Consider the following 22,337-nt stretch of genomic DNA (forward strand, 5'->3'; position numbering starts at 1 on the left):
ATCCTCTCAGCCCGGCACTTCGTCATCGACTACTGCTCCCACTTCCAACCGAGAATCTCAGGCATGTCCTGCCCATGCTTGCGGATATAGGCTCCGTGCTCGATCAGCTTGCCTTCCATGGCCTGTCTCAGGTGGATGTGCGCGCCGGCCGGCTCGGGGATGCGGTCGAGCACGCCGAGCACGAGATGGTAGCGATCGAGCCCATTCAGAACGGTCATGTCGAACGGCGTCGTCGTCGTCCCTTCCTCATTGTAACCGCGTACATGGATGTTGTCGTGATTGGTCCGCCGGTAGGTCAGGCGATGGATGGTCCATGGATAGCCGTGGTAGGCGAAGATGACGGGCATGTTACTGGTGAACAACGCATCGAACTCACGATCCGACAGGCCGTGCGGATGGTGTTCCTTTGGCTGCAGGGTCATCAGGTCGACGACGTTCACCACGCGAATCTTGAGCTCGGGAATGTGGCGTTTCAGAATCTGGACGGCGGCCAGCGTCTCGAGCGTCGGCACGTCGCCGGCGCAGGCCATCACCACATCCGGTTCGGCCCCACCGTCGGTCGACGCCCACTCCCATATGCCGATGCCGGCGTTGCAGTGGACTTTCGCCTCTTCCATGGAGAGCCACTGCCAGGAATTGGCTTTGCCGGCGACGATGACGTTGATGCGGTTCCATGTCTTAAGCACATGATCGGTCACGCAAAGCAGGCTGTTGGCATCCGCCGGCAGATAGACGCGCACGACATCCGCTTTCTTGTTCAGCGCGACGTCGATGAAGCCTGGATCCTGATGGCTGAAGCCATTGTGCTCCTGCTGCCAGACATGGCTGGACAACAGATAGTTCAGCGAAGCGATCGGTCGCCGCCAGGCGAGCTTGCGGCAGGCGTCCAACCATTTCGCATGCTGGTTGAACATGGAATCGACAATGTGCGTGAAGGCCTCGTAGCAGGAGAAGAAGCCGTGGCGCCCGGTAAGCAGGTAACCTTCCAGCCAACCCTGGCACGTATGCTCGGATAGAATTTCCAGAACCCTGCCTTCCCGCGCCAGGTGGACGTCCTCAGGAAGGATTTCCTCCATCCAGGCGCGCTCCGTCACCTCGAAGACATCCTGCCACCGGTTCGAAGCGGTCTCGTCGGGCCCGACGATGCGGAAGTTCCTGCTGGCCCGGTTCAACGTTATGACGTCGCGCAGGAAGCTGCCCATCACCCGGGTAGACTCCGCCTTGACGCCGCCGGGCCGCTCGACCGGGACGGCGTGCTCATGCAGGCCAGGCAACTCGAGAGACCGGCGCAGCAGGCCGCCATTGGCATGCGGATTGGCGCTCATGCGCCGATCACCTTGCGGCACGGTGGAGCGGATCGAAGCCACAGGCGCGCCGGAGGCATCGAAAAGCTCTTCGGGCCGGTAACTTCTCATCCACTCCTCGAGCATCCTCAGATGCGCAGGGTTTTCAGCGAGGCCGGAGAGCGGAACCTGGTGGGCGCGCCAGAACCCCTCGGTCTTCAGCCCGTCGACCTCCTTGGGACCGGTCCAGCCCTTCGGGCTTCGTAGCACGATCATCGGCCATTTCGGCCGCGGCTGCGCGGTCTTCGCGCCGCTGCGAGCGGCGTCCTGTATAGCCTTGATGCGGTCGAGCACATCGTCGAGCACGACCGCCATCCGCTCATGCATCAGGGCCGGATCATCACCCTCGACAAACAGCGGCTCGTAGCCGTAGCCGACGAACAGCGCGCGCAGCTCGTCCTCGGGGATACGAGCAAGAATGGTGGGATTGGCGATCTTGTAGCCGTTGAGGTGGAGAATCGGCAGCACCGCGCCGTCAAGCGCCGGGTTGAGGAACTTGTTGGAGTGCCAGGACGTGGCGAGCGGCCCGGTTTCCGCCTCGCCGTCGCCGACGACGCAGGCGACGATAAGGTCCGGGTTGTCGAAGGCCGCGCCATAGGCATGCGACAGCGCGTAACCGAGCTCGCCGCCTTCATGGATCGAGCCGGGCACATCGGGCGCGGCATGGCTTGGGATTCCGCCCGGAAACGAGAACTGCCGGAAGAGCTTCTTCATTCCGGCTTCGCCCGGCGCGACGTCCGGATTGATCTCGCTGTAAGTGCCCTCGAGGTAGGTATTGGCAACCATCGCCGGGCCCCCATGACCAGGACCGCAGACATAGATGACATTGGCATCGCGCTGTCTGATTGCGCGGTTGAGATGCGCGTAGATGAAGCTGAGCCCCGGGGACGTTCCCCAATGCCCAAGCAGCCTTGACTTGACATGCTCCAGCCGAAGCGGCTCACGAAGCAGCGGATTGTCGAGCAGGTAAATCTGTCCGATGGTCAGGTAGTTGGCTGCACGCCAATAGGCATCGATGTCATGCAGTTCCTGGGCGGACAAGCGGTTGGTTCTGGAACGCTCGTTCATTTCCGACTCCTTCGCTGGTTTGAAACCGATCCGGCTGAAAGCACAACGCATCGACGCTGCCACCGGTTCATGACCGGTCGGTGTCAAGACCGGACGTCCTCGATCTATACGGCGAAGAAACGTCGAGCTTTGATCCATCGCAAAATGCCAAGGCAGGCTGGCTGCAGCTTCAAATCTCACGTCGAGCTGCGGTTTCGTCGCGCAAGGCAAGACAGCGCTATGTTTGTTTCAGAGCAACGAACGCGCCATAAAACTCAGTCAGGATGGTTTGCGTGCAAATGCGGATAATCGGCATGAAACGCAAGTTGAACGACGATGCGACGATGGACGGGATCATGCGCGAGACGCCGGCGGCAATCCGCGTCGTTCTCCAGCACGGAATGCTGTGCGTCGGCTGCCCGATCGCTTCCTTCCACACCGTTTCCGATGCGGCGCGCGAGCATGATCTCGACGAGGATCAGCTTCGCCGCGACCTGCAGGCAGCGATCCAAAGTGATGTGGACTAGGTTTTGGCCGCGCGGCCTTCAGCGATGACGAGGAGCCGATGCGGCTCAATCACGACTACTCTCTGTCGCCCACTCTTGACGAGCCCTTGGTCTTCCCAGGCAGAAAGCAACCGGCTCACCGTGTGGAGCGTGGTGCCCGTCATTTCCGCGACGTCCTGGCGTGAAATCGGAAAGTCGATCAGAATTCCTTCCTCGGTCTTTTTCCCCGACTGCTTGATCAGCTTGAGCAACGCATGCGCGACGCGCTGTTCCACCTGCTCTGTGGACATCTCGATGACGCGTGCGTGGGCATCCTGAAGCCTGGCACCCACCGCCTTGTAGGTATTGGCGCTAAAGTTCGGGAAGCTGGTCGCGAATGTGGGCCAGAGCTGGCTTGGCCAGGCAAGCGCCACGCAATCGACGGCCGCTACGGCATTTGCCGGATAAGTCGTCCGGCCTAGCGCGCTGGCGATCCCCATCAATTCGCCTGGGCTTATGTAGCGCACGGTCACCTCGTGCCCATCTGGAGTCGATTTCACCACGCGCACATGGCCGTCGAGCAGCAGGAAGAATGAATGCGCCTCCTGTTCCTGCTCGAACACCGGTTGATCCCTGGCGATGCGAATGGACCTCGCCTGGCCGATTATGCGATCGAGATCCGCCGCAGCGATCCCCTCGAAGACCGACAGCCCGGCAATCAATGACCGATCAAGGCTTGCCAACTGCCTTCCCTCCCCAACTCAACTGCGCAGCCCCCGAGTTGCGGACCAGACTGTGTCACGACCGATAGGCCATCGGCAAGGGAAGCCTCGTCCCGCTGCCGCCAGCCAGTCGCTCTCTTGTTTGCGCTGAGGCAAATGTCTCTCCCTGGAACCGGGGTAGAAGATCCGCTTGGGCGCTTTGCCCGGATTTCAACGAGGCATGTCATGGCAATTCCGCGCACGCGGCCAAGCGCCTATCCGGCGATACTCTCCTACGGCTTCCGGCCCTTCTTCCTATTGGCGTCGCTGCAAGCCGCGCCACCCATTTTCGTCGAGCAATTTGCGCCAGCGCAAATCGCCAAGTCGTCCGGCGATCTACAAGGGCGCAACGGTTGATGCCGTGGTGAACCAAAAGAAAGGACTATTCCAATGAAACTGCCCCTCATTGCCGCGGCGATCGCGTTGCTCTCAATTGCCGGCGCTGCAAATGCCGAAGAACATGTCGTCCAGATGCTGAACAAGGGTGACAAGGGCTCGATGGTCTTCCAGCCCGACTTCGTCCGTGCCGCTCCCGGCGACACCATCAAGTTCGTGCCAACCGACAAGACCCACAACGCCGAGATCATCAAGGGCATGATCCCGGACGGCGCGGAAGCCTTCAAAGGCAAGCCGAGCGAGGAGATCACGGTCACCCTCACCAAGGAAGGTGTCTATGGCGTGAAGTGCGCTCCCCACTATGGCATGGGCATGGTGGCGCTGATCGTCGTCGGCAAGCCGGTCAACCTGGACGCGGCGGAGGCCGTCAAGCAGATCGGCAAGGCAAAGCCGGTCTTCGCCGAGCTGTTCGCCGAGGCGACCAAAGCCGCTTCGAACTGATCCGACAGCACAGGGGACTGCCTCCGGCGGTGGCTAGCCGGAAGCACTGGCCGGGCAGACCTGGGGGAGAGGTCTGACCCGGCCATTTTCATTTTACGATCTGGCACGCCGCTGCAGCCGCAACGACCGCTGTCGGCAATTGCCTCCAAAGTGAAAATTCATTTGTTTCAGATTTGCGCAAACGCAAAGACGTGTGGCGCAAAGATACTATCCTGGCTTCATCGAAACCATTGAAGTCGAGGAGATGAAGCATGCTTACGAGACGCGAAGCTTTGCTGGGTTCTGTTCTAACCGCCGCCGCCGTCGCCACCATCGGCTCGACGCCGGTAATGGCCGCCGCGAAGGATGTGGCCGGGCTGCCGCGCGAGAAGGTGACCCTTGTCGCGCCACCGTTCGTGCACGCTCATGATCAGGTGGCCAAGGGCGGCCCCAAGGTCGTCGAGTTCACCATGAAGATCGAGGAAAAGCCGCTGGTTATCGATGCTGGCGGCACGCAGCTCAACGCCATGACCTACAACGGCTCCATACCAGGCCCTCTGATGGTCGTGCATGAGGGCGACTACCTCGAACTCACGCTGATCAATCCCGACACCAACACGCTCGCCCACAACATCGATTTCCATGCGGCGACCGGCGGGCTCGGCGGCGGCGCTCTGACGCTGATCAACCCGGGCGAGCAGGTGACGTTGCGCTTCAAGGCGACCCGCTCCGGCACATTCGTCTACCATTGCGCCCCCGGCGGGGCGATGATCCCTTGGCATGTCGTGTCGGGGATGAGTGGCGCGGTGATGGTCCTGCCGCGCGACGGCCTGAAGGACGAAAAGGGCACGCCCGTCCACTACGACCGCATCTACTATATCGGCGAGAACGACTTCTACATTCCGCGCGACGAGCAGGGGAAATTCAAGAAGTACGACTCGGCCGGCGACAACTATGACGACACGGTGAAGGTGATGCGCGGCCTGATCCCGACGCATGTCGTGTTCAACGGCAAGGCCGGATCGCTGACCGGTGAAAACGCCATGAAGGCCAAAGTCGGGGAAACGGTTCTGATCGTCCACTCTCAGGCAAATCGCGACACCCGTCCGCACCTGATCGGTGGCCACGGCGACTTCGTCTGGGAAGGCGGCAAGTTCGCGAACCCGCCCGCCAAGGATATGGAAACCTGGTTCATTCGCGGCGGTTCGGCAGGCGCGGCGCTCTATACCTTCCGGCAGCCTGGCGTCTATGCCTATGTCAATCACAACCTGATCGAGGCCGTCGAGCTCGGCGCGACCGCCCACTTCACCGTCGATGGAACCTGGGACGACGATCTGATGATGCAGATCGAAGCTCCCAAGGCGATTGCCTCGTAAATCGGAAAGAGACCTCCCGCGACCTGCCGGCGCGACCGGCAGGTCGCACCCGCAGGCGGACTTTGAACATGTCCTTCGATCCTGTCTTCACATTTGGAACCATTGCTGCCGCCGCCCTCATCGGTCTCGGTGTCGGCAACGCGATCGACGGGACGTCCTCTCTGCCCCGCGTTCCAGCTGCTACGGTAGAACTGGTAGCCCTGACGCCCGGATCATTCGAACACCCGCAGCCTGGCGAGTTCCTCAGGGACAACCATCCCGTGCCTGCGCCCGTGGCGACGGAAACTATCGACACGCCTTTGGAAATCATGAAGTTCCAGGTGACCGCATCCGACTATGACCGCTGCGTTTCGGACGGCGCCTGCAAGCCTGCCGATTCGAGCATTGTCGGCAACGTTCCGGCGACGGGCGTCAGCTTCCTCGACGCGGCGGCTTACGCGAAGTGGCTATCGGCCAAGACAGGTGAGACGTGGCGGCTGCCGACCGACGTCGAGTGGGCCTATGCCGCGGCCGAGCGGTTTCGGGCCGATATAGAAGCTGGTGAAGGCGACCCGGCCGATCCGGCAAGGCGATGGCTCGCCCAATATCGCAACGAGTCGGCGCTCGGCCGCAAGGCAGATCCCGAACCAAGGCCTTCCGGGGCATTTGGAACCAATTCAAAAGATGTTGCGGACATCGCCGGCAACGTCTGGGAATGGACATCGACTTGCTATGCCCATGTGACGATGTCCAGCGATGGTGTTGCCGGTTCGCTCAGCAATTGCGGCGTGCATGTTGTGGAGGGTTTCCACCGCACTTACATGTCGAACTTCATCCGCGACGGCAAAAGCGGCGGCTGCGCGGTCGGCACCCCGCCGGACAATCTCGGATTTCGCCTTGTCCATGATCGCGGTAGCCCCCTGCAGGCGGTCCTTCGCCGCCTTGGCCTCACCTGACTGCTCGAAAAAGGAACGAGAATGACTTCAAAGCCGGTCTTTCTGGACAGGGTTCGCCCTGCCGCCGAACAGTCCCTGGCCCGCCCCGGCGTCGACCGAGCCTCGATAGGAGTGCTGGTCCGCGAATTCTATTCCAGCGTGCGAAAAGATGAGCGACTTGGACCCATCTTCGCTCGAGAAATCACTGGCGATTGGGAGCCTCATTTGGAGAAGATGACGGACTTCTGGTGCTCCGTGATACTGAAGAGCGGCGACTATCATGGACGGCCGGTGCCGGCTCACTTGAAGCTCAGGGATGTCACTGAAGAAGACTTCGATATCTGGCTGGCTCTCTTCAGCAAGACGGCGTCCGAGCTCTTCACCCCCGACATCGCGGCAGTGTTCGTTGAGCGGGCCGAACGGATAGCGACAAGCCTGGAGCTCGCGATGTTCTTCCGCCTCGGCTCCGCCGCCGCAGCTGGCGGCTAGAGCAATTCCAGGAAAAGTGTAAGCGGTTTTCCGTCCGGAATTGCGTAAAAACAAAGAGATAGGGCGTTTCACCGGTTCCGTGAAACGGTGAAACGCACTAGCTGCAATCCCGCCGGCGCGAGGGAATTTGTCGAGTTGGCAGCAGGGCTTGATTTTGCGCAAGGACCGCGGCGGTCCGGCTTCGTAGTTTCAGCCGATGATCCTCAATCTTTGCACCGGCACGATCGTCATCAGCCTGACGGTCCTGATCCACACTTTCGGCCTTATCGCCATCACCCACTTGATGGCACGCCTCGTGGCGTTCTTCCGCATGCATGGGCGGCGCAGCCGGGTTCTGGCCATGATCACCGTGGTTATGGGGCTTTTCGCGGTGATGACGGCGGAAGTCTGGCTATGGGCCGGAGTCTACCGGTTGCTCGGGATCCTGAGCGATTTCGAGACGGCGCTTTACTTCTCGACCATAACCTTTTCGACGGTCGGCTATGGAGATGTGGTGCCCGCTCATGGCTGGCGCGTGTTGGCGGCGCTGGAGGGCATCAACGGCTTTTTGCTGATTGGTTGGTCGACCGCCTATCTGATCGCGGCCGGCACCCGTGTCGGCCCTTTCAGGGTAGGCGAGCATTTTTGATCTGCGACCCGAGCCATGCTCAGACCGCTATCGAATGCCTGCCGATTCCATTGCCAAGATATTTGTCGAATTTCGCCGCCACCGTCCTGACCAGAGGACGGCTTTCCTCCGGCACGACGAAGTTTTCACCATCGAGCCGAAGAAGTTGACCGGCGCCGCTGATGGCCAAGCGGCTTGCCTCACAGAGCAGTGTCTGGCCGACCGCCCCGAATCGTTCCACGAGGTCCACGGCCGAGAAGGCGAAGCTGCACATCAGACGCTCGATGATCCAGCCCCGCGCCAGATCATCCAGACTGAACTCGACACCTCGCGCTATTGCCAGTTGTCCGGAATCCACGGCCTTTTCGTACTCACCGGTCGCAACGATATTTTGTGCATAGCCCTGGCGAAACCGGCTGATCGAGGACGGGCCAAGACCGACAAGCGTTTCGCATTGATCTTCGGTATAGCCTTGGAAATTGCGCCGGATCTTGCCGGCGCGAGCGGCGATCGCCAACGCGTCCTGCGGCTTGGCGAAGTGGTCCAGCCCCAAGGCTTCGTAGCCGGCATCGACAATCATTTGGGCGGCAAGCCGTGACTGTGCCAGGCGGGCGGCGGAATCGGGCAGCCACGCCTCATCGATCATCGTTTGATGCTTCTTGAACCAGGGCACGTGCGCATAGCCGAACAGGGCCAGCCTGTCAGGCGCCAGCGTCAGCGCCTGGGAGACCGTCGCCGCAACGCTTTCGCAAGTCTGGTGTGGCAGCCCGTACAAAAGATCCAGGTTGACGGATAGAGCGCCTCGCGCGCGCACCGCATCGACGATGCTCTTCGTCAGCTCGAAGCTCTGCTCGCGGTTGATCGCCTTCTGCACCTTGGGATCGAAGTCCTGGACACCAAGGCTCGCTCGCGTCATGCCGATCGCCGCGAAGGCATCGAGCCGCCCCTCGTCCATGTCGTTCGGATCGATCTCGACGCTCAGGCTGGCATCGTCGAGGAAGTCGAACCGATCCCGCAACGCCCTTCCAAGCATGAGGATGTCGTCGGGCTTCAGCATCGTCGGGGAGCCGCCACCGAAATGAACAGCGCGGACCTTGCCCCTGCCGTTCACAAGGCCACCGACAGTTTCGATCTCCCTGTGGAGCGAGCGCAGGAAGGTGGCAACGGGCGCATAGTGACGTGTCTGCTTGGTGTGGCAGGCGCAGAACCAGCACAACCGGTCGCAATAGGGGATGTGCAGATAGAGCGATATCTCGTCATCGCCCTCAAGCGCATCCAGCCACCCGCGAACCGTCACTGCGTCAACACCGGGATGAAAGTGCGGTGCCGTGGGATAGCTCGTGTAACGCGGTACGTTGTCGCCGAGGCTCACGGTCTGAGTTGGGCGCGGGGAATGGATGGCAGCGGTGGGAGCGGTCATGACGATCAAACTGCCCGAATGACGCCGGTTAAACCTTGATTTCGATCAAGGCGGCCCAGGCCACAACTGGCGCAAATTGCCATCCCTATTTGACCATGGGCGATGCAATGGCCGCCAGACGGGATGCTCAAGAAGCCGACGTTCCCGCGATTTGCAAACCCTGCGAAGCGCGGCAGGGCGGATTATGCAGTGCGTTCAACGCCCGCCAACTCGCGGAGCTGGCCAAAGCGTCATCCAGGCATGAGATCTTGGCGGGAACGGAACTGTCCGACGATGGAACCTACTCGAACCTGTTGTCGGGCGTGGTGAAGCTCACCAGAAATCTTTCCAACGGTCGTCAGCAGATTCTCGGGTTCCATTTCGCGCCTGATTTTCTGGGCCGACCGTTCAAGGCAAAAAAGTCGATCAAGGCGCAAGCCCTGACGAATGTGACACTGTGCTCATTTCCAGGGACGGTCATCGATCGAATGATCAACGAGACGCCGGAGCTTGGGCGTCGGCTGCTGAAGCATGCGCTGAGCGAGCTCGATGACGCACGCGACTGGATGGCGGCACTGGGGCGCAAGACCGCCTCCGAGAAGGTGGCAAGCTTCCTTCTCATGGTCGCCAGGAACATGGATCCCGCTCACCATCCGCAAAGCTCGATAAGTTTCGACCTGCCGCTGACACGTGCGGATATCGCCGATTTTCTTGGGCTGACCATCGAGACGGTAAGCCGGGAATTCTCCAGGCTGCGATCGGACGGCGCAATCCGGATCGCGAACAAGCGGCATATCAGCCTCGCAAGCATAGCTCGACTCGAGGAGCGCTGCGGCGACTGATCAGCGCCTCCCATCAAATCGTCTTTCAGCTTTGACGCTCCAACGCTTCCTGACTTCGGCCCGCGGGTCGTTTCCTAGACGCACCTTGCTTGTTACGTCACGGCCGGCGCCATGCTTCAGCGGTCACAGCAAACGATCCCCAAAACAAAAGTCATCCGCGTTTGACTTGAATCAAGGCTAACGGATGGGAAATCCCGAAATGGTGCCGCGAGCGGGCATTTCCGCCAGAACTTTCGAGACGGGGACTTGCGATGAGATATGGCACGGAGATGGTCCTTCTAGGCCTGTTTGCGTTTGGCGCTGTTGTGGCCGCCGGCTTCGGCGTGGATGAACCCTTTCGCCAGCATATGTGGGTTCTGTTCTTCGCCGTGGCTGGCTTTACGGCGATCCTGTTGCGCAATTCGGATTTCAAGCCAGCGCCGCCGATCGATCCGGAAGCCTACATGGACGGTCCGATCCGCTACGGTGCCATCGCGACCATGTTCTGGGGCGTCGTCGGCATGCTGGTCGGCGTCATTATCGCGCTTCAGCTTGCTTTCCCTGACCTCAACATCCAACCCTGGTTCAATTTCGGCCGGCTGCGGCCTGTTCACACCTCCGGCGTCGTCTTTGCCTTTGGCGGCAATGCGCTCCTTTGCACCTCGCTTTATGTCGTGCAGCGCACCTGCCGGGCGCGGCTGTTCGGTGGCAATCTCGCCTGGTTCGTCTTCTGGGGCTACCAGCTCTTCATCGTCATGGCCGCCACCGGCTATCTGCTCGGGATCACCGAAAGCCGCGAGTACGCCGAGCCGGAATGGTATGTCGACATCTGGCTGACCATCGTCTGGGTTGCCTACCTTGTGCTCTTCCTCGGTACGATCCTGAAGCGCAAGGAACCCCACATCTACGTCGCCAACTGGTTCTACCTGTCCTTCATCGTCACCATCGCGATGCTGCACGTCGTCAACAACCTGTCGATGCCGGCATCATTCCTGGGATCCAAGAGCTACTCGGCCTTCTCAGGTGTCCAGGATGCGCTCACCCAGTGGTGGTACGGGCACAATGCGGTCGGCTTCTTCTTGACCGCGGGCTTCCTGGGCATGATGTATTACTTCGTACCCAAGCAGGTGAACCGGCCGGTTTATTCCTACCGCCTTTCGATCATCCACTTCTGGGCGCTGATCTTCCTGTACATCTGGGCGGGCCCGCACCACCTCCACTACACCGCCCTGCCCGATTGGGCGCAGACCCTGGGCATGGTGTTCTCGATCATGCTGTGGATGCCCTCCTGGGGCGGCATGATCAACGGCCTCATGACCCTCTCCGGAGCCTGGGACAAGATCCGCACGGACCCGATCGTCCGCATGATGGTCGCGGCCATCGCCTTCTACGGCATGTCGACCTTCGAAGGTCCGATGATGTCGATCAAGACCGTGAACTCGCTGTCCCACTACACGGATTGGACAATCGGCCACGTCCATTCGGGCGCGCTCGGCTGGGTCGGCCTGATCTCGTTCGGCGCCATCTACTACATGGTGCCGAAACTGTGGAACCGTCCGCGGCTCTACTCGATGCGTCTTGTGACGTGGCACTTCTGGCTGGCGACGCTCGGAATCGTCGTCTACGCGGCGGTCATGTGGGTTTCCGGCATCATGCAGGGCCTGATGTGGCGCGAGTACGACGAACAGGGCTTCCTCGTCTATTCCTTCGCCGAGACCGTCGCCGCCATGCATCCCTACTACATCATGCGCGCCGCCGGCGGCGCCATGTATCTCGCCGGTGCCCTGATCATGGCCTGGAACATCACCATGACCATCCGCGGCTACCAGCGCGAGGAACAACCCCTGCCGGGCTCCGCGCCCGCTCTCCAGCCTGCCGAATGAGGAGCCTGACATGGGCCTGATAGATAGACACGCTCTGATCGAGAAGAATGCAACGCTTCTTCTCGTCGGATCCCTGCTGGTCGTGACAGTCGGCGGCATCGTCGAGATCGCGCCGCTATTCTACCTCGACAACACGATCGAGAAGGTCGACGGCATGCGGCCCTACTCGCCGCTCGAGCTCGCCGGTCGCAACATCTATGTGCGCGAAGGCTGCTATCTCTGCCACAGCCAGATGATCAGGCCATTCCGGGACGAGGTGGAACGCTATGGCCACTACAGCCTGGCGGCTGAATCGATGTACGACCACCCGTTCCAGTGGGGATCCAAGCGGACCGGACCCGATCTCGCTCGTGTCGGCGACCGCTACTCCAACAGCTGGCACGTCCAGCATCTCAGCGATCCGCGCTCCGTCGTGCCGGAGTCGATCATGCCGAGCTATGCCTTCCTGAAAGACAAACCGATCGAGGTGAAGGATTTCTCGACGCATCTCGTCGCCAACCGGCGCGTCGGCGTCCCCTACTCCGACGAGATGATCGCCAACGCCAATGCAGATCTGATGACGCAGGCCGATCCCAACGCGGACACGTCGGGCCTGGAGAAGAGATACCCGAAGGCCAAGACCGGCGACTTCGACGGCAACCCTCAGCAGGTCACCGAGATGGACGCCCTAGTGGCTTACCTCCAGATGCTCGGCACACTGGTCGATTTCAAGAACTACGACGAAGCCGCCGGCTACCGCTGAAGGAGAAACAACCGATGGACTACAATTTGATGCGGGAGTTCGCCGATAGCTGGGGCTTGCTTGCCATGGCCCTGTTCTTTGTCGGCTGCATTGCTTTTGCGCTTCGCCCAGGCGGCAAGGCGCATGCCGATCACGCCGCCAAGATCCCTCTCCAGGACGACTGATCATGAGCAACGAGCATATCGACGAAATCTCGGGCGTCACGACCACCGGTCACGAGTGGGACGGGATCAAGGAGCTGAACAATCCCCTGCCGCGCTGGTGGGTGATAACCTTCTACATCACGATCGCCTGGGCGATCGCCTACACGATTGCCTACCCCGCATGGCCGATGCTGAGTTCCGCCACCAGGGGCGTTCTGGGTTTCTCCAGCCGCAACGACGTCAAGAATGAACTGGCCGCAGCGGAGGCAGCCAAGTCCAAGTATGTCGCGGCAATACAATCCAAGACTGTCTCGGAGATCGCTGCGGATGACGCATTGCGCGAATTTGCCGTAGCGGCGGGCGGTGCTGCATTCAAGGTCAACTGCGTCCAGTGCCACGGCTCCGGCGCCCAAGGATCGACAGACTTTCCGAACCTCAACGACGACGATTGGCTTTGGGGCGGCAAGGCGGAACAGATCCAGCAGACGATTACTCACGGCATCCGGTTCGCGGCTGATGCCGATACCCGCCAGTCAGAGATGCCAGCCTTCGTCGATGCGCTCAAGCCGGACCAGATCGCTCAGGTCAGCGCCTTCGTGGCCAGCCTTTCGGGACCGGTGCGGGACAAGAGCCTCATCGAGCCGGGCGCGAAGGTCTTCGCCGACAATTGTGCCGCCTGCCACGGCGGCAACGCAAAAGGTAATCGGGACCTCGGGGCGCCTGACCTGACGGATGCGATCTGGCTCCATGGCTCCGGCGAGGCCGCAATCGCTTCGCAGGTGCGTACGCCGAAGAACGGCGTGATGCCCGCATGGGTCGGCCGACTCGGCGAGACGACAGTCAAGGAACTGGCCGTCTACGTCCATTCGCTTGGTGGCGGAGAATAGGAGCGGGGGCTGTTCTCTGCCCTCGGCCGCCAAGCGACGAGGCCCGGCCCGGCGGTGGCTGGGCCTCGACTCGTTTCGACAACTGAATTTGACCTGCATCAACGCGACGCAACGCGAACGATTGCAAGACTGGCCGTTAGAGGCGGCAATCTTTTTCGCCGATTGGAGGTCGCCGTGCTCGATCAGACGCAGGTAGAACGGCTCGAGGCCGAAGCGGTCAACTCCGCAAAGACGCGACAGCCGCTTTACGCGGCGCGTAGGAAGATTTTTCCGAAGCGGGCCTCAGGCCGCTTCCGCCAGTTCAAATGGCTGGTGATGGCGATCACCCTTGGCATCTACTACCTGACTCCGTGGCTGCGATGGGACCGTGGCCCGTTTGCACCCGATCAGGCCGTTCTCCTCGACCTGGCCAATCGCCGGTTTTATTTCTTCTTCATCGAGATCTGGCCGCAGGAATTCTACTACGTCGCCGGTCTTCTCATGATGGCGGGCGTTGGCCTTTTCCTGATCACATCGACGGTCGGGCGAGCCTGGTGCGGCTATGCCTGCCCACAGACCGTTTGGGTAGATCTGTTCCTTGTCGTGGAACGCGCGATCGAAGGCGACCGCAACGCCCGCATCAAGCTGGAAGCCGCCCCTTGGAGCGCCCGCAAGCTGTTCTTGCGCGTATCCAAGCATGCCATCTGGCTCGTCATCGCGGTTGCCACCGGAGGCGCCTGGATCTTCTACTTCGCCGACGCGCCGAAGCTGCTCGGCGAAGTCGTCACCGGCACGGCGGCGCCCGTCGCCTATGTCACGATCGCCGTCCTGACCGGCACGACCTATGTGTTCGGCGGACTGATGCGCGAACAGGTCTGCACCTACATGTGCCCCTGGCCGCGAATCCAGGCCGCCATGCTCGACGAAAATTCGCTGACGGTGACCTACAACGACTGGCGCGGCGAACCGCGTTCGCGCCATGCCAAGAAGGCTCTCGCCGCTGGTTTGCCGGCTGGCGATTGTGTCGACTGCAACGCCTGCGTTGCCGTCTGCCCGATGGGGATCGACATCCGTGACGGACAGCAGCTCGAATGCATCACCTGTGCGCTCTGCATCGATGCCTGCGACGGTGTCATGGACAAGCTCGGTCGCGAGCGCGGACTGATTTCCTATGCGACGCTGGCCGACTACAATGCCAACATGGCGGTGGCAACCGCGGAGGGCACAAGTTCAGTCAATCCGTCGCTGGTAAGAACAACGAGCGGCGCTTTCGTCGACGGCCTGGCGCATTTCCATCTTGGCAAGATCTTCCGGTTGCGCACCTACATCTATCTCGGCGCATGGTCGGCTATCGGGTTGGTCCTCGTCTATTCGCTGCTGACGCGCGAGCGGCTGGAACTGAATGTCCTGCATGACCGCAATCCTCAGTTCGTGACGCTGTCGGACGGCTCGATCCGCAACGGCTACACCGTCAAGCTGCTCAACATGATACCTGAGCCGCGGACGATCGAGGTCATGCTGCAGGGTCTGGACGGCGGCGAGATGAGCATCGTCGGTGTCGACCAGCCCCCGAGCCGCTCATTCTCCGTTGCGGTCGAACCCGACCGGCTGAAGGTCCTCAAGGTTTTCGTTCGTCAACCCGCGAACCTGATCAAAGGCCCGGCGCAAAGTTTCGGATTTCATATCCAGGACCAGGCAAGCTCCGAATCCGCCGAATACACTGCCAGTTTCAATGCTCCGGAGAACGGCAAATGAGCACCAACATACACAAGCCGAACGAGTTCACCGGCAGGCACATGTTGATCGTGATCGTCACCTTTTTCGCGGTGGTGATTGGAGTGAACGTCACCATGGCCACGCTCGCCCAGACGAGCTGGACCGGACTTGTGGTCGAGAACACCTATGTTGCGAGCCAGCAGTTCAACGAGGAGGCCAAGAAAGGAAAAGCACAGGCAGCACTAGGCTGGACTGGCAAGCTGACAGTCGCCTCTGGAGAAGTCCACTACAGCCTCGTCGATGCACACGGCAAAGCGCTGCCGCTGCGTGGCGTCAGAATATTGTTCCGGCACCCAGCTTACGAAGCAGAAGACGAAGCTCTGACACTTGCCGCACCGGCGGGTGTTGCTCCGGGGGATGCACAAGAGTTTGCCGTGCGGCACACGCCAAAGGACGGGGTCTGGATCGTCGAGATCGATGCCGACGCGGGCCTTGCCACTCCATTTCGCGATGTCCGCCGCGTCATGATCGCGAACGGAGCCCTGCAATGAGCTGTTGCGCGCCAGGGGCCGAGATGGCTCTGGATATCGTGGAGGCGGCATCCGCCGTGCCGTCCAGCGACGAAATAAAACTGGCCAGCCGCGCGCTGGACGGCGGCTGTCGCCAGACGGACCTGTCGGTTCCGTCTGTTCATTGCGCGGGTTGCATCCAGGCGATCGAGGCAGCACTGGCGAAGCTAGAAAACATAGATTCCGCCCGCGTCAATCTCTCAACCAAGCGAGTATCCGTTCGCTGGCGCGGGGAACAGGTCCCGCCGTTTTTCGCAGCGCTTTCAAGGCTTGGCTATCAGGCGCATCTGTTCGACCCGGAAATCCAGGAGAAGGACAGGACCCTGTCGGAGTTGATCCGGGCCGTCGCCGTCGCCGGTTTTGCGGCCGGCAACATCATGCTGCTGTCGGTGTCGGTCTGGTCTGGCGCCGAGGGCGCGACGCGCGATCTCTTTCACTGGCTGTCGGCGCTGATCGCCATTCCGGCCCTCGCCTTCGCCGGCGGCATCTACTTCCGCTCAGCCGCGAACGCGCTGCGCCATGGCCGCATGAACATGGACGTGCCGATCGTGGTGGGCGTGTCGCTCGCTTACGCGATGAGCCTCTATGAGACCATCAATCATGGTGAACACGCCTATTTCGACGCCTCGGTTTCGCTGCTTTTCTTCCTGCTGATCGGCCGCACGCTCGACCATGTCATGCGGGAGCGGGCGCGAATGGCCGTCAATGGCCTCTCGAGGCTGGCGTCGCGGGGATCGCTCGTCGTGCGCGATGACGGCAAGCGCGAATATGTGCCCGTCGCCGAGCTCACACCCGGACTGCGCCTGCTCATCGTGGCCGGAGAACGCATACCGGTCGACGGCGACATACTCAGCGGAAACTCCGACCTCGATTGCTCGATCGTCTCCGGCGAGAGCGCGCCCAAGGCCGTCGGTGCCGGCGCCCATGTTCAGGCCGGCACGCTCAACCTGACAGGACCGCTGACGATGTTGGCGACCGCAGCGGCGAAAGACTCCTTTCTGGCGGAGATGGTTCGGCTGATGGAGGCCGCCGAGGGCGGCCGCTCGCGTTACCGTCGCATTGCAGATCGCGTATCGGCGCTCTACGCGCCAGTCGTCCATCTGGCGGCCTTTGTAACATTCCTTGGCTGGATGGTCGCGTCCGGTGACTGGCACCGGGCTCTCACCATCGCCATCGCGGTGCTGATCATCACCTGCCCCTGCGCGCTCGGCCTTGCAGTGCCGATCGTCCAGGTCGTGGCAGCAAGACGCCTTTTCGAGGCCGGCGTCATGGTCAAGGACGGATCGGCGATGGAGCGTCTCGCCGCTATCGACACGGCGGTATTCGACAAGACCGGGACGCTGACGCTCGGGCGCCCAAAACTTGTGAATGCATCCTCGATCGATCCGACCATGCTTGCGATCGCGGCAGACATGGCGGTTCATTCCCACCACCCGTTCTCGAGGGCCATCGCCAGCTACGCGGGGTATTCGGGCCAGCCCAGCGTCGAATCCGTTACCGAGCATCCGGGCTTCGGCGTCGAAGCCATAACGGAGGGAAATACGTGGCGCCTCGGAAGGCGTGGGTGGGCAGGCTGGAAGGCTCGCACCGGCGGCGAAGGCAAACTCGGCGGTTACGGCGGCACCGTGCTCTCCAAGAATGGAAATATCGTCGCGTGCTTCGCATTCGAGGACGCCCTTCGGCAAGACGCCAAGGCAACGATCCGGGAGTTGAAGGACGCCGGGGTGTCGGTCGACATGTTGTCCGGAGATACCGCCAAGGCCTGCGGCGAGGTTGCCAAGTCGCTGGGGATCGAGAGTTTCGTCCCGGCTCTATTGCCCTGCGGGAAGGTCGAGTGGATCGGGTCGTTGACCGGCGCCGGACACAAGGTACTGATGGTGGGCGACGGCCTAAACGACACACCGGCGCTGCGAGCGGCGCATGTTTCGATGGCTCCGGCAACCGCGGCCGACATTGGCCGCCAGGCCGCGGATTTCGTCTTCCTGCGCGAAAGCCTCCTTGCGGTCCCCTTGGCGATGGACGTCTCGCGCAGGGCCGGCCGGCTCATTCGCCAGAACATCGCCATTGCGATCGTGTACAACGCCTTCGCCGTTCCGATCGCGGTTCTGGGCCACGTGACGCCGCTCATCGCGGCGATCGCAATGAGCGCTTCCTCGCTGATCGTGATCGCCAATGCGATGCGGCTTCAGGCAACGGCGAAGACGGCACCTGAAGCGGTCCCAGCCAGGCGCCGCACCGACCTCATTGGAGCGGCCCATCCGTGACCACGCTCGTCTATCTCATTCCGGTAGCCTTGTTCCTGGGGGCGCTCGGTCTGTCCGGCTTCCTGTGGGCCTTGCGCAGCGGCCAGTACGAGGATCTCGATGGAGCCGCTGAGCGGATATTGATCGAGCCCGATGGGCGAGACAGCGAAGGCCGGCCGTCAAGCTGATGTGGATCAAAGCGCCGATGCTCTCGACGTCGGAAAAAGGACTGACGAAAGGCGGGAGATTTCCATGCAAGTTCAGGACATTATGGCGACGCCGGTGGTCACGATCGCCACCTCTGCCTCGGTCGCCGAAGCGGCCGATCTGATGCTGGCCAGGAATATCCGCTGCCTCCCGGTCGTGGGAGACGATGGATCGCTGGTCGGCGTCATCAGCGAAGGCGATTTTCTGCGCCGTGGGGAACTCGGCACCCGACGCACGCGGCCTCGCTGGCTCGAATTTCTTGTCGGTCCAGGCAAGCTCGCCGACGAGTATGTCCGTTCGAGCAGCCGCAGAGTGGCCGAGGTTATGACCACTGGCGTTGTTTCAGCAGCGCCTAGTGCTCCGCTCACCGAGATCGTAGACCTCATGGCGACCCACGACATCAAGAACGTCCCTGTCCTTGACGCGGGGAAGATCGTCGGCATCGTCAGCCGCTCCGATCTGATGCGCACCCTCCTTCGCACATTGCCAAAATCAGGCGCGGCGACGGTCGATGACGAGGTCATCCGCAGGAACATTCTTGCCGAGCTGAGAGGGCAATCCTGGAGCGTCGGTGCCGACCTCATCGGCGTTACCGTCAGAGAGGGAGAGGTCGAACTGAACGGCGCCATTTTCGACGAGCGCCAGCGACAGGCCGCCGTCGTTGCCGCGGAGAACGTCGCCGGGGTCAAGAAAGTCACGGACAAGCTCTTCTACGCCGGACCGTTCTCGGTCGTGCTCGTCTCCTGACGAGCGTGGCAGCGGGCTGATCGCTCGATGTCGGCCATGCGCCTTGCCCTGCGGGCTATTGCTCCGCTGCGATCATCGCGCCGAGATGGATATGGCCCGGATTTTCCCGTCGGGCGTTAGAGCGCGGCCACGGCTAACAGTGGTCGAAGCAGGAGCAGGGCAAATCCAAGAAGCGCCGCGCCCGCCACCCTATCGGCGATCCTCCTGCCTCCGAGAAGCCGCTTGCCCAGCAGAATCCAAAGCGACCCCGTGGCGGCGGTAATCCCGACAAGTACTATCCAGGAGATCCACAGAACGCCGGGCCCGGCACCCATTGGCACCATCGCCAAGCAATAGATGAAAGCCTTCGGATTGAGGGCGGTGGTTGTCAGCACGGAAAGGCCGTCACCGCGCTCGGATATCTTCATGGGGTTCCTGCCCATCAGGCGCAGGCCCAGAACCGAAAGCCATCCAACCGCGACCAGCCTGAGTATCTGGATGGCATCGAGCGGCATCAAGCGACGCGAAAAAAACCAGAACCCCGCCGCAATCCCATAGCCGCACGCCTGCGCCACCAAGAGCTTGGTCGCCTTCTCACGCTTGACGGCGCCCGCCATCAGGAGGGCGTTGGTCGGCCCTGGGGCCGCGAAAAGCAGGAACGCTTCGAGAATAAACAGGCTGTTCAACATCGGTCGGCCGCCGTGTTACTATTTGCTGGCACTTTCGTTCCAGACGCCCTTGGCTTTCAGCCCGTCGGCGACATCCTTTGGCATACAGCGCTCGTCATGCTTGGCAAGCACGCTGTCGGCAATGAAGACTTCGTCCTGACCGAAAGCACCCTCGGTTATGACGCCCTGTTCTTCGCGAAACAGATCGGGAAGGATGCCGGTATAGGTGACCTTGACCGATCGTTGCGTGTCGTGACCGAGAAGGCGACGGTGGCGCCCTGCCCGCGCACGACGGCGCGACGGCAAGAGCGCGGTCAAGGCGCTTCGCCACGCTCCCGATTGCGCTCAGCGCCGATGCTCGATCAGCGGACAGACTGCAGCCGAGCGATCAAGTCGCTGTTGCGGCAATAGGCCGGCGGATGATCCACATGCGGGGTTTCGTCGAGCCAAATCGCGCATTCGTCCTGGTGCCCGCAAGACCGGCACCGATCCACGGCGCGACTGGTGACGGCGGCGTGATCCGCCACAACTTTCAGCTGCCTGTCGACGCCCATCTTCTGCATCATGCGCCCCATCAAGGCAGTTCTGGCGTCAACCCCGATCAGATATTCGAGAAAGCTCATGTCGTCACACTCCTCAGTTGACAATTCATTGCCATCTCAGGCGGCCTGCGACGTTGATCTCGATCAAGGAGCGCTATTCATTTCGTGGAATTGCTTCGCCAGACGGGCCAAATTTCTCGCCCAGGAGCCTAGCTGACGGTACCGAATATTGCTCCAATGCCTGCGGTCAATGCCATTGCCAGCGCTCCCCAAAAAGTGACGCGAGCAGTGGCTTTCAGTACATTGGCGCCGCCGGCCCTCGCGCCGATTGCGCCGAGCACGGCCAGGAACAACAGCGATGCGATCGAAACGACGGCAACAAGTCGGGAGGGCGGTGAAAGCAGCACCATCGCCAGCGGCATGATCGCGCCGATTGAAAACGCCGCCGCCGACGCCAGCGCGGCCAGAATCGGTCGTGCCGCGGTTGTCTCGGAAATACCAAGTTCGTCGCGGGCGTGGGCGCCGAGCGCGTCCTTGGCCATCAACTGGTCAGCCACCTGCAACGCCAACTGAGGTTCCACGCCGCGATCGATGTAGATCTGGGCAAGCTCCTGCCGCTCGAACTCGGGTTGGCTCGCCAGTTCCTTTCGTTCACGCGCGAGATCCGCGTGCTCGGTGTCGGCTTGGGAACTGACGGATACATATTCGCCGGCGGCCATCGACATGGCGCCTGCCACCAGGCCGGCAACGCCAGCTACCAGCACGCTGGCGGTGGTGGCGTTGGCGCTTGCGACCCCAATGATCAAGCTGGCGGTCGAGACGATGCCGTCGTTTGCGCCGAGCACCGCGGCGCGTAACCAGCCGATGCGTGAAACCAGGTGATTTTCGGTATGAAGACGACTCATCTGAGCAAAGCAACAATTGTCGGTTCGGTCATGGTTGGCGTCCACATCGGCAAGCACAGAAAGGCAGTCCAACCGTTCACTGGCCCTGGACCCGAGCAAATGCCTTGATCAAAGTCAAATAGCGCCCCCCAGTTCGCCGATCGGACATTTCTCGCAAGCCAAGGCGCGCTGACAGCCAGTTGTCAGCTAGCCCATGAGATATTGTTCCCAACATGCACGCAACGGCTCGGCCGCAGCGCGCTCGAAACTGGAACAATGCTTATGAAACAGATCGCCTTGTCTCTCTTCGTGATCGCCTCGTCCGGGGCTTATGTCTGGGATCAGACGGGCAAGCTTCCCGACAGCGATCTGATCGACACACAAGGGGCCAACGCGGCGGAGCAGACTGCGTTGCCGCGGGTCACTCCGCTTCCCACTGCCGATCCGGTCCTGGCGCCGGCGGCGACCCAGCCGGTAATTCCCCAGTCGGATGTACCAAAGGCGCCGGCGCCACGCACAACCGTCGAAGCCTGGAAGGATCCCCCCGCGGCGATTGCGGCCGCAGTACCGCAGGCCATCGTTGCCGATAGCCAGCCGGAAGTCACACAGCCACCGCCTTCGCCGCCGGAGCCAAAAGTGGAGCTCCCGAGAGTAAACGCCGCGCCGCTTCAGACACCGTCATTCGCCATCACGCCTGCCGTCTACATTCCCATCCCGAAGCCGCGGCCGGACTATCCTCAAGTACGCGCCATCCATACGGGCATGAAGTTCGCGACACACAGCTATACCGACGGAGTCTACACCGGCCCTTCGGCCGACGCCTACTACGGCATCATTCAGATCCAGGCACTTGTTCAGGGCGGCCGTGTCACGGCACTCAAAGTGCTGAAATACCCCAATGATCGTCGTACCTCCGTCAACATCAACCGGCAGGCGTTGCCCATGCTGCGTGACGAAGCGATCAACGCGCAAAGCGCCGATGTGGACATCATTTCGGGGGCCACGCTGACCAGCAAAGCCTTCATCCAGTCGCTCGGCGGCGCCCTGAAAAAGGCTTCCTCCTGACGCCATGCGTGAAACGCGGATCCTG

The 22,337-nt window shown here is 61.5% G+C and carries 24 protein-coding genes and 1 pseudogene; 18 read left to right on the forward strand and 7 right to left on the reverse strand.

The genetic code is table 11. The features are described from left to right. Window positions 1-29 precede the first annotated feature (29 nt). Entirely contained in the window at window positions 30-2,411 is a 2,382-nt protein-coding gene (locus WDX12_RS00200) for a phosphoketolase family protein (RefSeq protein ID WP_434723544.1), read from the reverse strand. Window positions 2,412-2,704: 293 nt separating this feature from the next. Between WDX12_RS00200 and WDX12_RS00205 the strand changes: the two genes are divergently transcribed. Next, complete coding sequence (locus WDX12_RS00205; RefSeq protein ID WP_320297207.1) at window positions 2,705-2,917, forward strand: DUF1858 domain-containing protein; 213 nt, start codon at window positions 2,705-2,707, stop codon at window positions 2,915-2,917. Here WDX12_RS00205 and WDX12_RS00210 read toward each other — a convergent pair. Further along, a complete protein-coding gene (locus WDX12_RS00210; RefSeq protein ID WP_320297208.1) occupies window positions 2,914-3,618 on the reverse strand; it encodes a Crp/Fnr family transcriptional regulator in 705 nt (234 codons plus the stop codon). The two genes, WDX12_RS00205 and WDX12_RS00210, sit on opposite strands and share 4 nt — an antisense overlap. A gap of 204 nt (window positions 3,619-3,822) precedes the next feature. Here WDX12_RS00210 and WDX12_RS00215 point away from each other — a divergent pair, with 204 nt between their 5' ends. The 6 genes from WDX12_RS00215 to WDX12_RS00240 all read left to right on the forward strand — a co-directional run bounded on the left by WDX12_RS00215 (window position 3,823) and on the right by WDX12_RS00240 (window position 7,859). Further along, window positions 3,823-3,993 carry a hypothetical protein gene (locus tag WDX12_RS00215; protein WP_320297251.1) on the forward strand — a complete coding sequence of 57 codons (171 nt, stop codon included), beginning with the start codon at window positions 3,823-3,825 and terminating at the stop codon, window positions 3,991-3,993. 33 nt (window positions 3,994-4,026) lie between these two features. Beyond that, complete coding sequence (locus tag WDX12_RS00220) at window positions 4,027-4,473, forward strand: pseudoazurin (protein ID WP_041005804.1); 447 nt, start codon at window positions 4,027-4,029, stop codon at window positions 4,471-4,473. Window positions 4,474-4,724: 251 nt separating this feature from the next. Then, window positions 4,725-5,828 (forward strand): copper-containing nitrite reductase, encoded by a 1,104-nt coding sequence (gene nirK / locus WDX12_RS00225; RefSeq protein ID WP_434723545.1) that lies wholly within the window; start codon window positions 4,725-4,727, stop codon window positions 5,826-5,828. Between the two features lie 68 nt (window positions 5,829-5,896). Then, window positions 5,897-6,763, forward strand: coding sequence for an SUMF1/EgtB/PvdO family nonheme iron enzyme (locus WDX12_RS00230; protein ID WP_434723546.1), 867 nt, complete (start codon window positions 5,897-5,899; stop codon window positions 6,761-6,763). 21 nt (window positions 6,764-6,784) lie between these two features. Next, window positions 6,785-7,231 (forward strand): group III truncated hemoglobin, encoded by a 447-nt coding sequence (locus WDX12_RS00235; RefSeq protein ID WP_434723547.1) that lies wholly within the window; start codon window positions 6,785-6,787, stop codon window positions 7,229-7,231. A 196-nt stretch (window positions 7,232-7,427) separates the two neighbouring features. Next, entirely contained in the window at window positions 7,428-7,859 is a 432-nt protein-coding gene (locus tag WDX12_RS00240; RefSeq protein ID WP_434723548.1) for a potassium channel family protein, read from the forward strand. 19 nt (window positions 7,860-7,878) lie between these two features. Here the strand turns inward: WDX12_RS00240 and hemN are convergent, their stop codons facing one another. After that, on the reverse strand, window positions 7,879-9,258 hold the full coding sequence (hemN, locus tag WDX12_RS00245; protein WP_434723549.1) for an oxygen-independent coproporphyrinogen III oxidase: 1,380 nt from the start codon (window positions 9,256-9,258) through the stop codon (window positions 7,879-7,881). 107 nt (window positions 9,259-9,365) lie between these two features. On the opposite strand from hemN, the gene WDX12_RS00250 reads away from it, so the two are divergent. The 10 genes from WDX12_RS00250 (at window position 9,366) to WDX12_RS00295 (ending at window position 19,174) form a co-directional block, all read left to right on the forward strand. Continuing rightward, window positions 9,366-10,079, forward strand: a complete 714-nt coding sequence (locus WDX12_RS00250; protein WP_434725748.1) for a Crp/Fnr family transcriptional regulator — start codon at window positions 9,366-9,368, stop codon at window positions 10,077-10,079. Between the two features lie 251 nt (window positions 10,080-10,330). Further along, entirely contained in the window at window positions 10,331-11,941 is a 1,611-nt protein-coding gene (ccoN, locus tag WDX12_RS00255) for a cytochrome-c oxidase, cbb3-type subunit I (protein ID WP_434723550.1), read from the forward strand. A gap of 10 nt (window positions 11,942-11,951) precedes the next feature. Beyond that, window positions 11,952-12,683, forward strand: a complete 732-nt coding sequence (gene ccoO / locus WDX12_RS00260; protein ID WP_320297216.1) for a cytochrome-c oxidase, cbb3-type subunit II — start codon at window positions 11,952-11,954, stop codon at window positions 12,681-12,683. 14 nt (window positions 12,684-12,697) lie between these two features. Then, entirely contained in the window at window positions 12,698-12,847 is a 150-nt protein-coding gene (locus WDX12_RS00265) for a cbb3-type cytochrome c oxidase subunit 3 (protein WP_278206792.1), read from the forward strand. Between the two features lie 2 nt (window positions 12,848-12,849). Next, window positions 12,850-13,713, forward strand: coding sequence for a cytochrome-c oxidase, cbb3-type subunit III (gene ccoP, locus WDX12_RS00270; protein ID WP_434723551.1), 864 nt, complete (start codon window positions 12,850-12,852; stop codon window positions 13,711-13,713). Window positions 13,714-13,887: 174 nt separating this feature from the next. Beyond that, on the forward strand, window positions 13,888-15,447 hold the full coding sequence (ccoG, locus tag WDX12_RS00275) for a cytochrome c oxidase accessory protein CcoG (RefSeq protein ID WP_434723552.1): 1,560 nt from the start codon (window positions 13,888-13,890) through the stop codon (window positions 15,445-15,447). Beyond that, on the forward strand, window positions 15,444-15,959 hold the full coding sequence (locus WDX12_RS00280) for a FixH family protein (protein WP_434723553.1): 516 nt from the start codon (window positions 15,444-15,446) through the stop codon (window positions 15,957-15,959). The genes ccoG and WDX12_RS00280 overlap by 4 nt, the downstream gene beginning before the upstream one ends. Beyond that, a complete protein-coding gene (locus tag WDX12_RS00285) occupies window positions 15,956-18,241 on the forward strand; it encodes a cation-translocating P-type ATPase (RefSeq protein WP_434723554.1) in 2,286 nt (761 codons plus the stop codon). Before WDX12_RS00280 ends, WDX12_RS00285 begins: the two co-directional genes overlap by 4 nt. Continuing rightward, window positions 18,238-18,408, forward strand: coding sequence for a cbb3-type cytochrome oxidase assembly protein CcoS (ccoS, locus tag WDX12_RS00290; RefSeq protein WP_434723555.1), 171 nt, complete (start codon window positions 18,238-18,240; stop codon window positions 18,406-18,408). Before WDX12_RS00285 ends, ccoS begins: the two co-directional genes overlap by 4 nt. A 64-nt stretch (window positions 18,409-18,472) precedes the next feature. Further along, a complete protein-coding gene (locus WDX12_RS00295; RefSeq protein ID WP_434723556.1) occupies window positions 18,473-19,174 on the forward strand; it encodes a CBS domain-containing protein in 702 nt (233 codons plus the stop codon). A 116-nt stretch (window positions 19,175-19,290) separates the two neighbouring features. Here the strand turns inward: WDX12_RS00295 and WDX12_RS00300 are convergent, their stop codons facing one another. From WDX12_RS00300 to WDX12_RS00315, 4 genes and pseudogenes are all read right to left on the reverse strand, one after another. Continuing rightward, window positions 19,291-19,842, reverse strand: a complete 552-nt coding sequence (locus WDX12_RS00300) for a hypothetical protein (RefSeq protein ID WP_434723557.1) — start codon at window positions 19,840-19,842, stop codon at window positions 19,291-19,293. A gap of 18 nt (window positions 19,843-19,860) precedes the next feature. Next, window positions 19,861-20,114, reverse strand: a pseudogene (locus WDX12_RS00305) (cytochrome c maturation protein CcmE domain-containing protein); the annotation flags it as partial. A gap of 69 nt (window positions 20,115-20,183) precedes the next feature. Further along, complete coding sequence (locus tag WDX12_RS00310; RefSeq protein ID WP_320297223.1) at window positions 20,184-20,444, reverse strand: DUF6455 family protein; 261 nt, start codon at window positions 20,442-20,444, stop codon at window positions 20,184-20,186. Window positions 20,445-20,572: 128 nt separating this feature from the next. Then, a complete protein-coding gene (locus WDX12_RS00315) occupies window positions 20,573-21,268 on the reverse strand; it encodes a VIT1/CCC1 transporter family protein (RefSeq protein WP_434725749.1) in 696 nt (231 codons plus the stop codon). Window positions 21,269-21,529: 261 nt separating this feature from the next. Between WDX12_RS00315 and WDX12_RS00320 the strand changes: the two genes are divergently transcribed. Further along, on the forward strand, window positions 21,530-22,312 hold the full coding sequence (locus WDX12_RS00320; RefSeq protein ID WP_434723558.1) for an FMN-binding protein: 783 nt from the start codon (window positions 21,530-21,532) through the stop codon (window positions 22,310-22,312). Window positions 22,313-22,337: the final 25 nt, after the last annotated feature.

This window comes from Mesorhizobium sp. RIZ17 (assembly GCF_051127865.1).
In the GTDB taxonomy this organism is placed as follows: Bacteria; Pseudomonadota; Alphaproteobacteria; order Rhizobiales; family Rhizobiaceae; genus Mesorhizobium; species Mesorhizobium humile.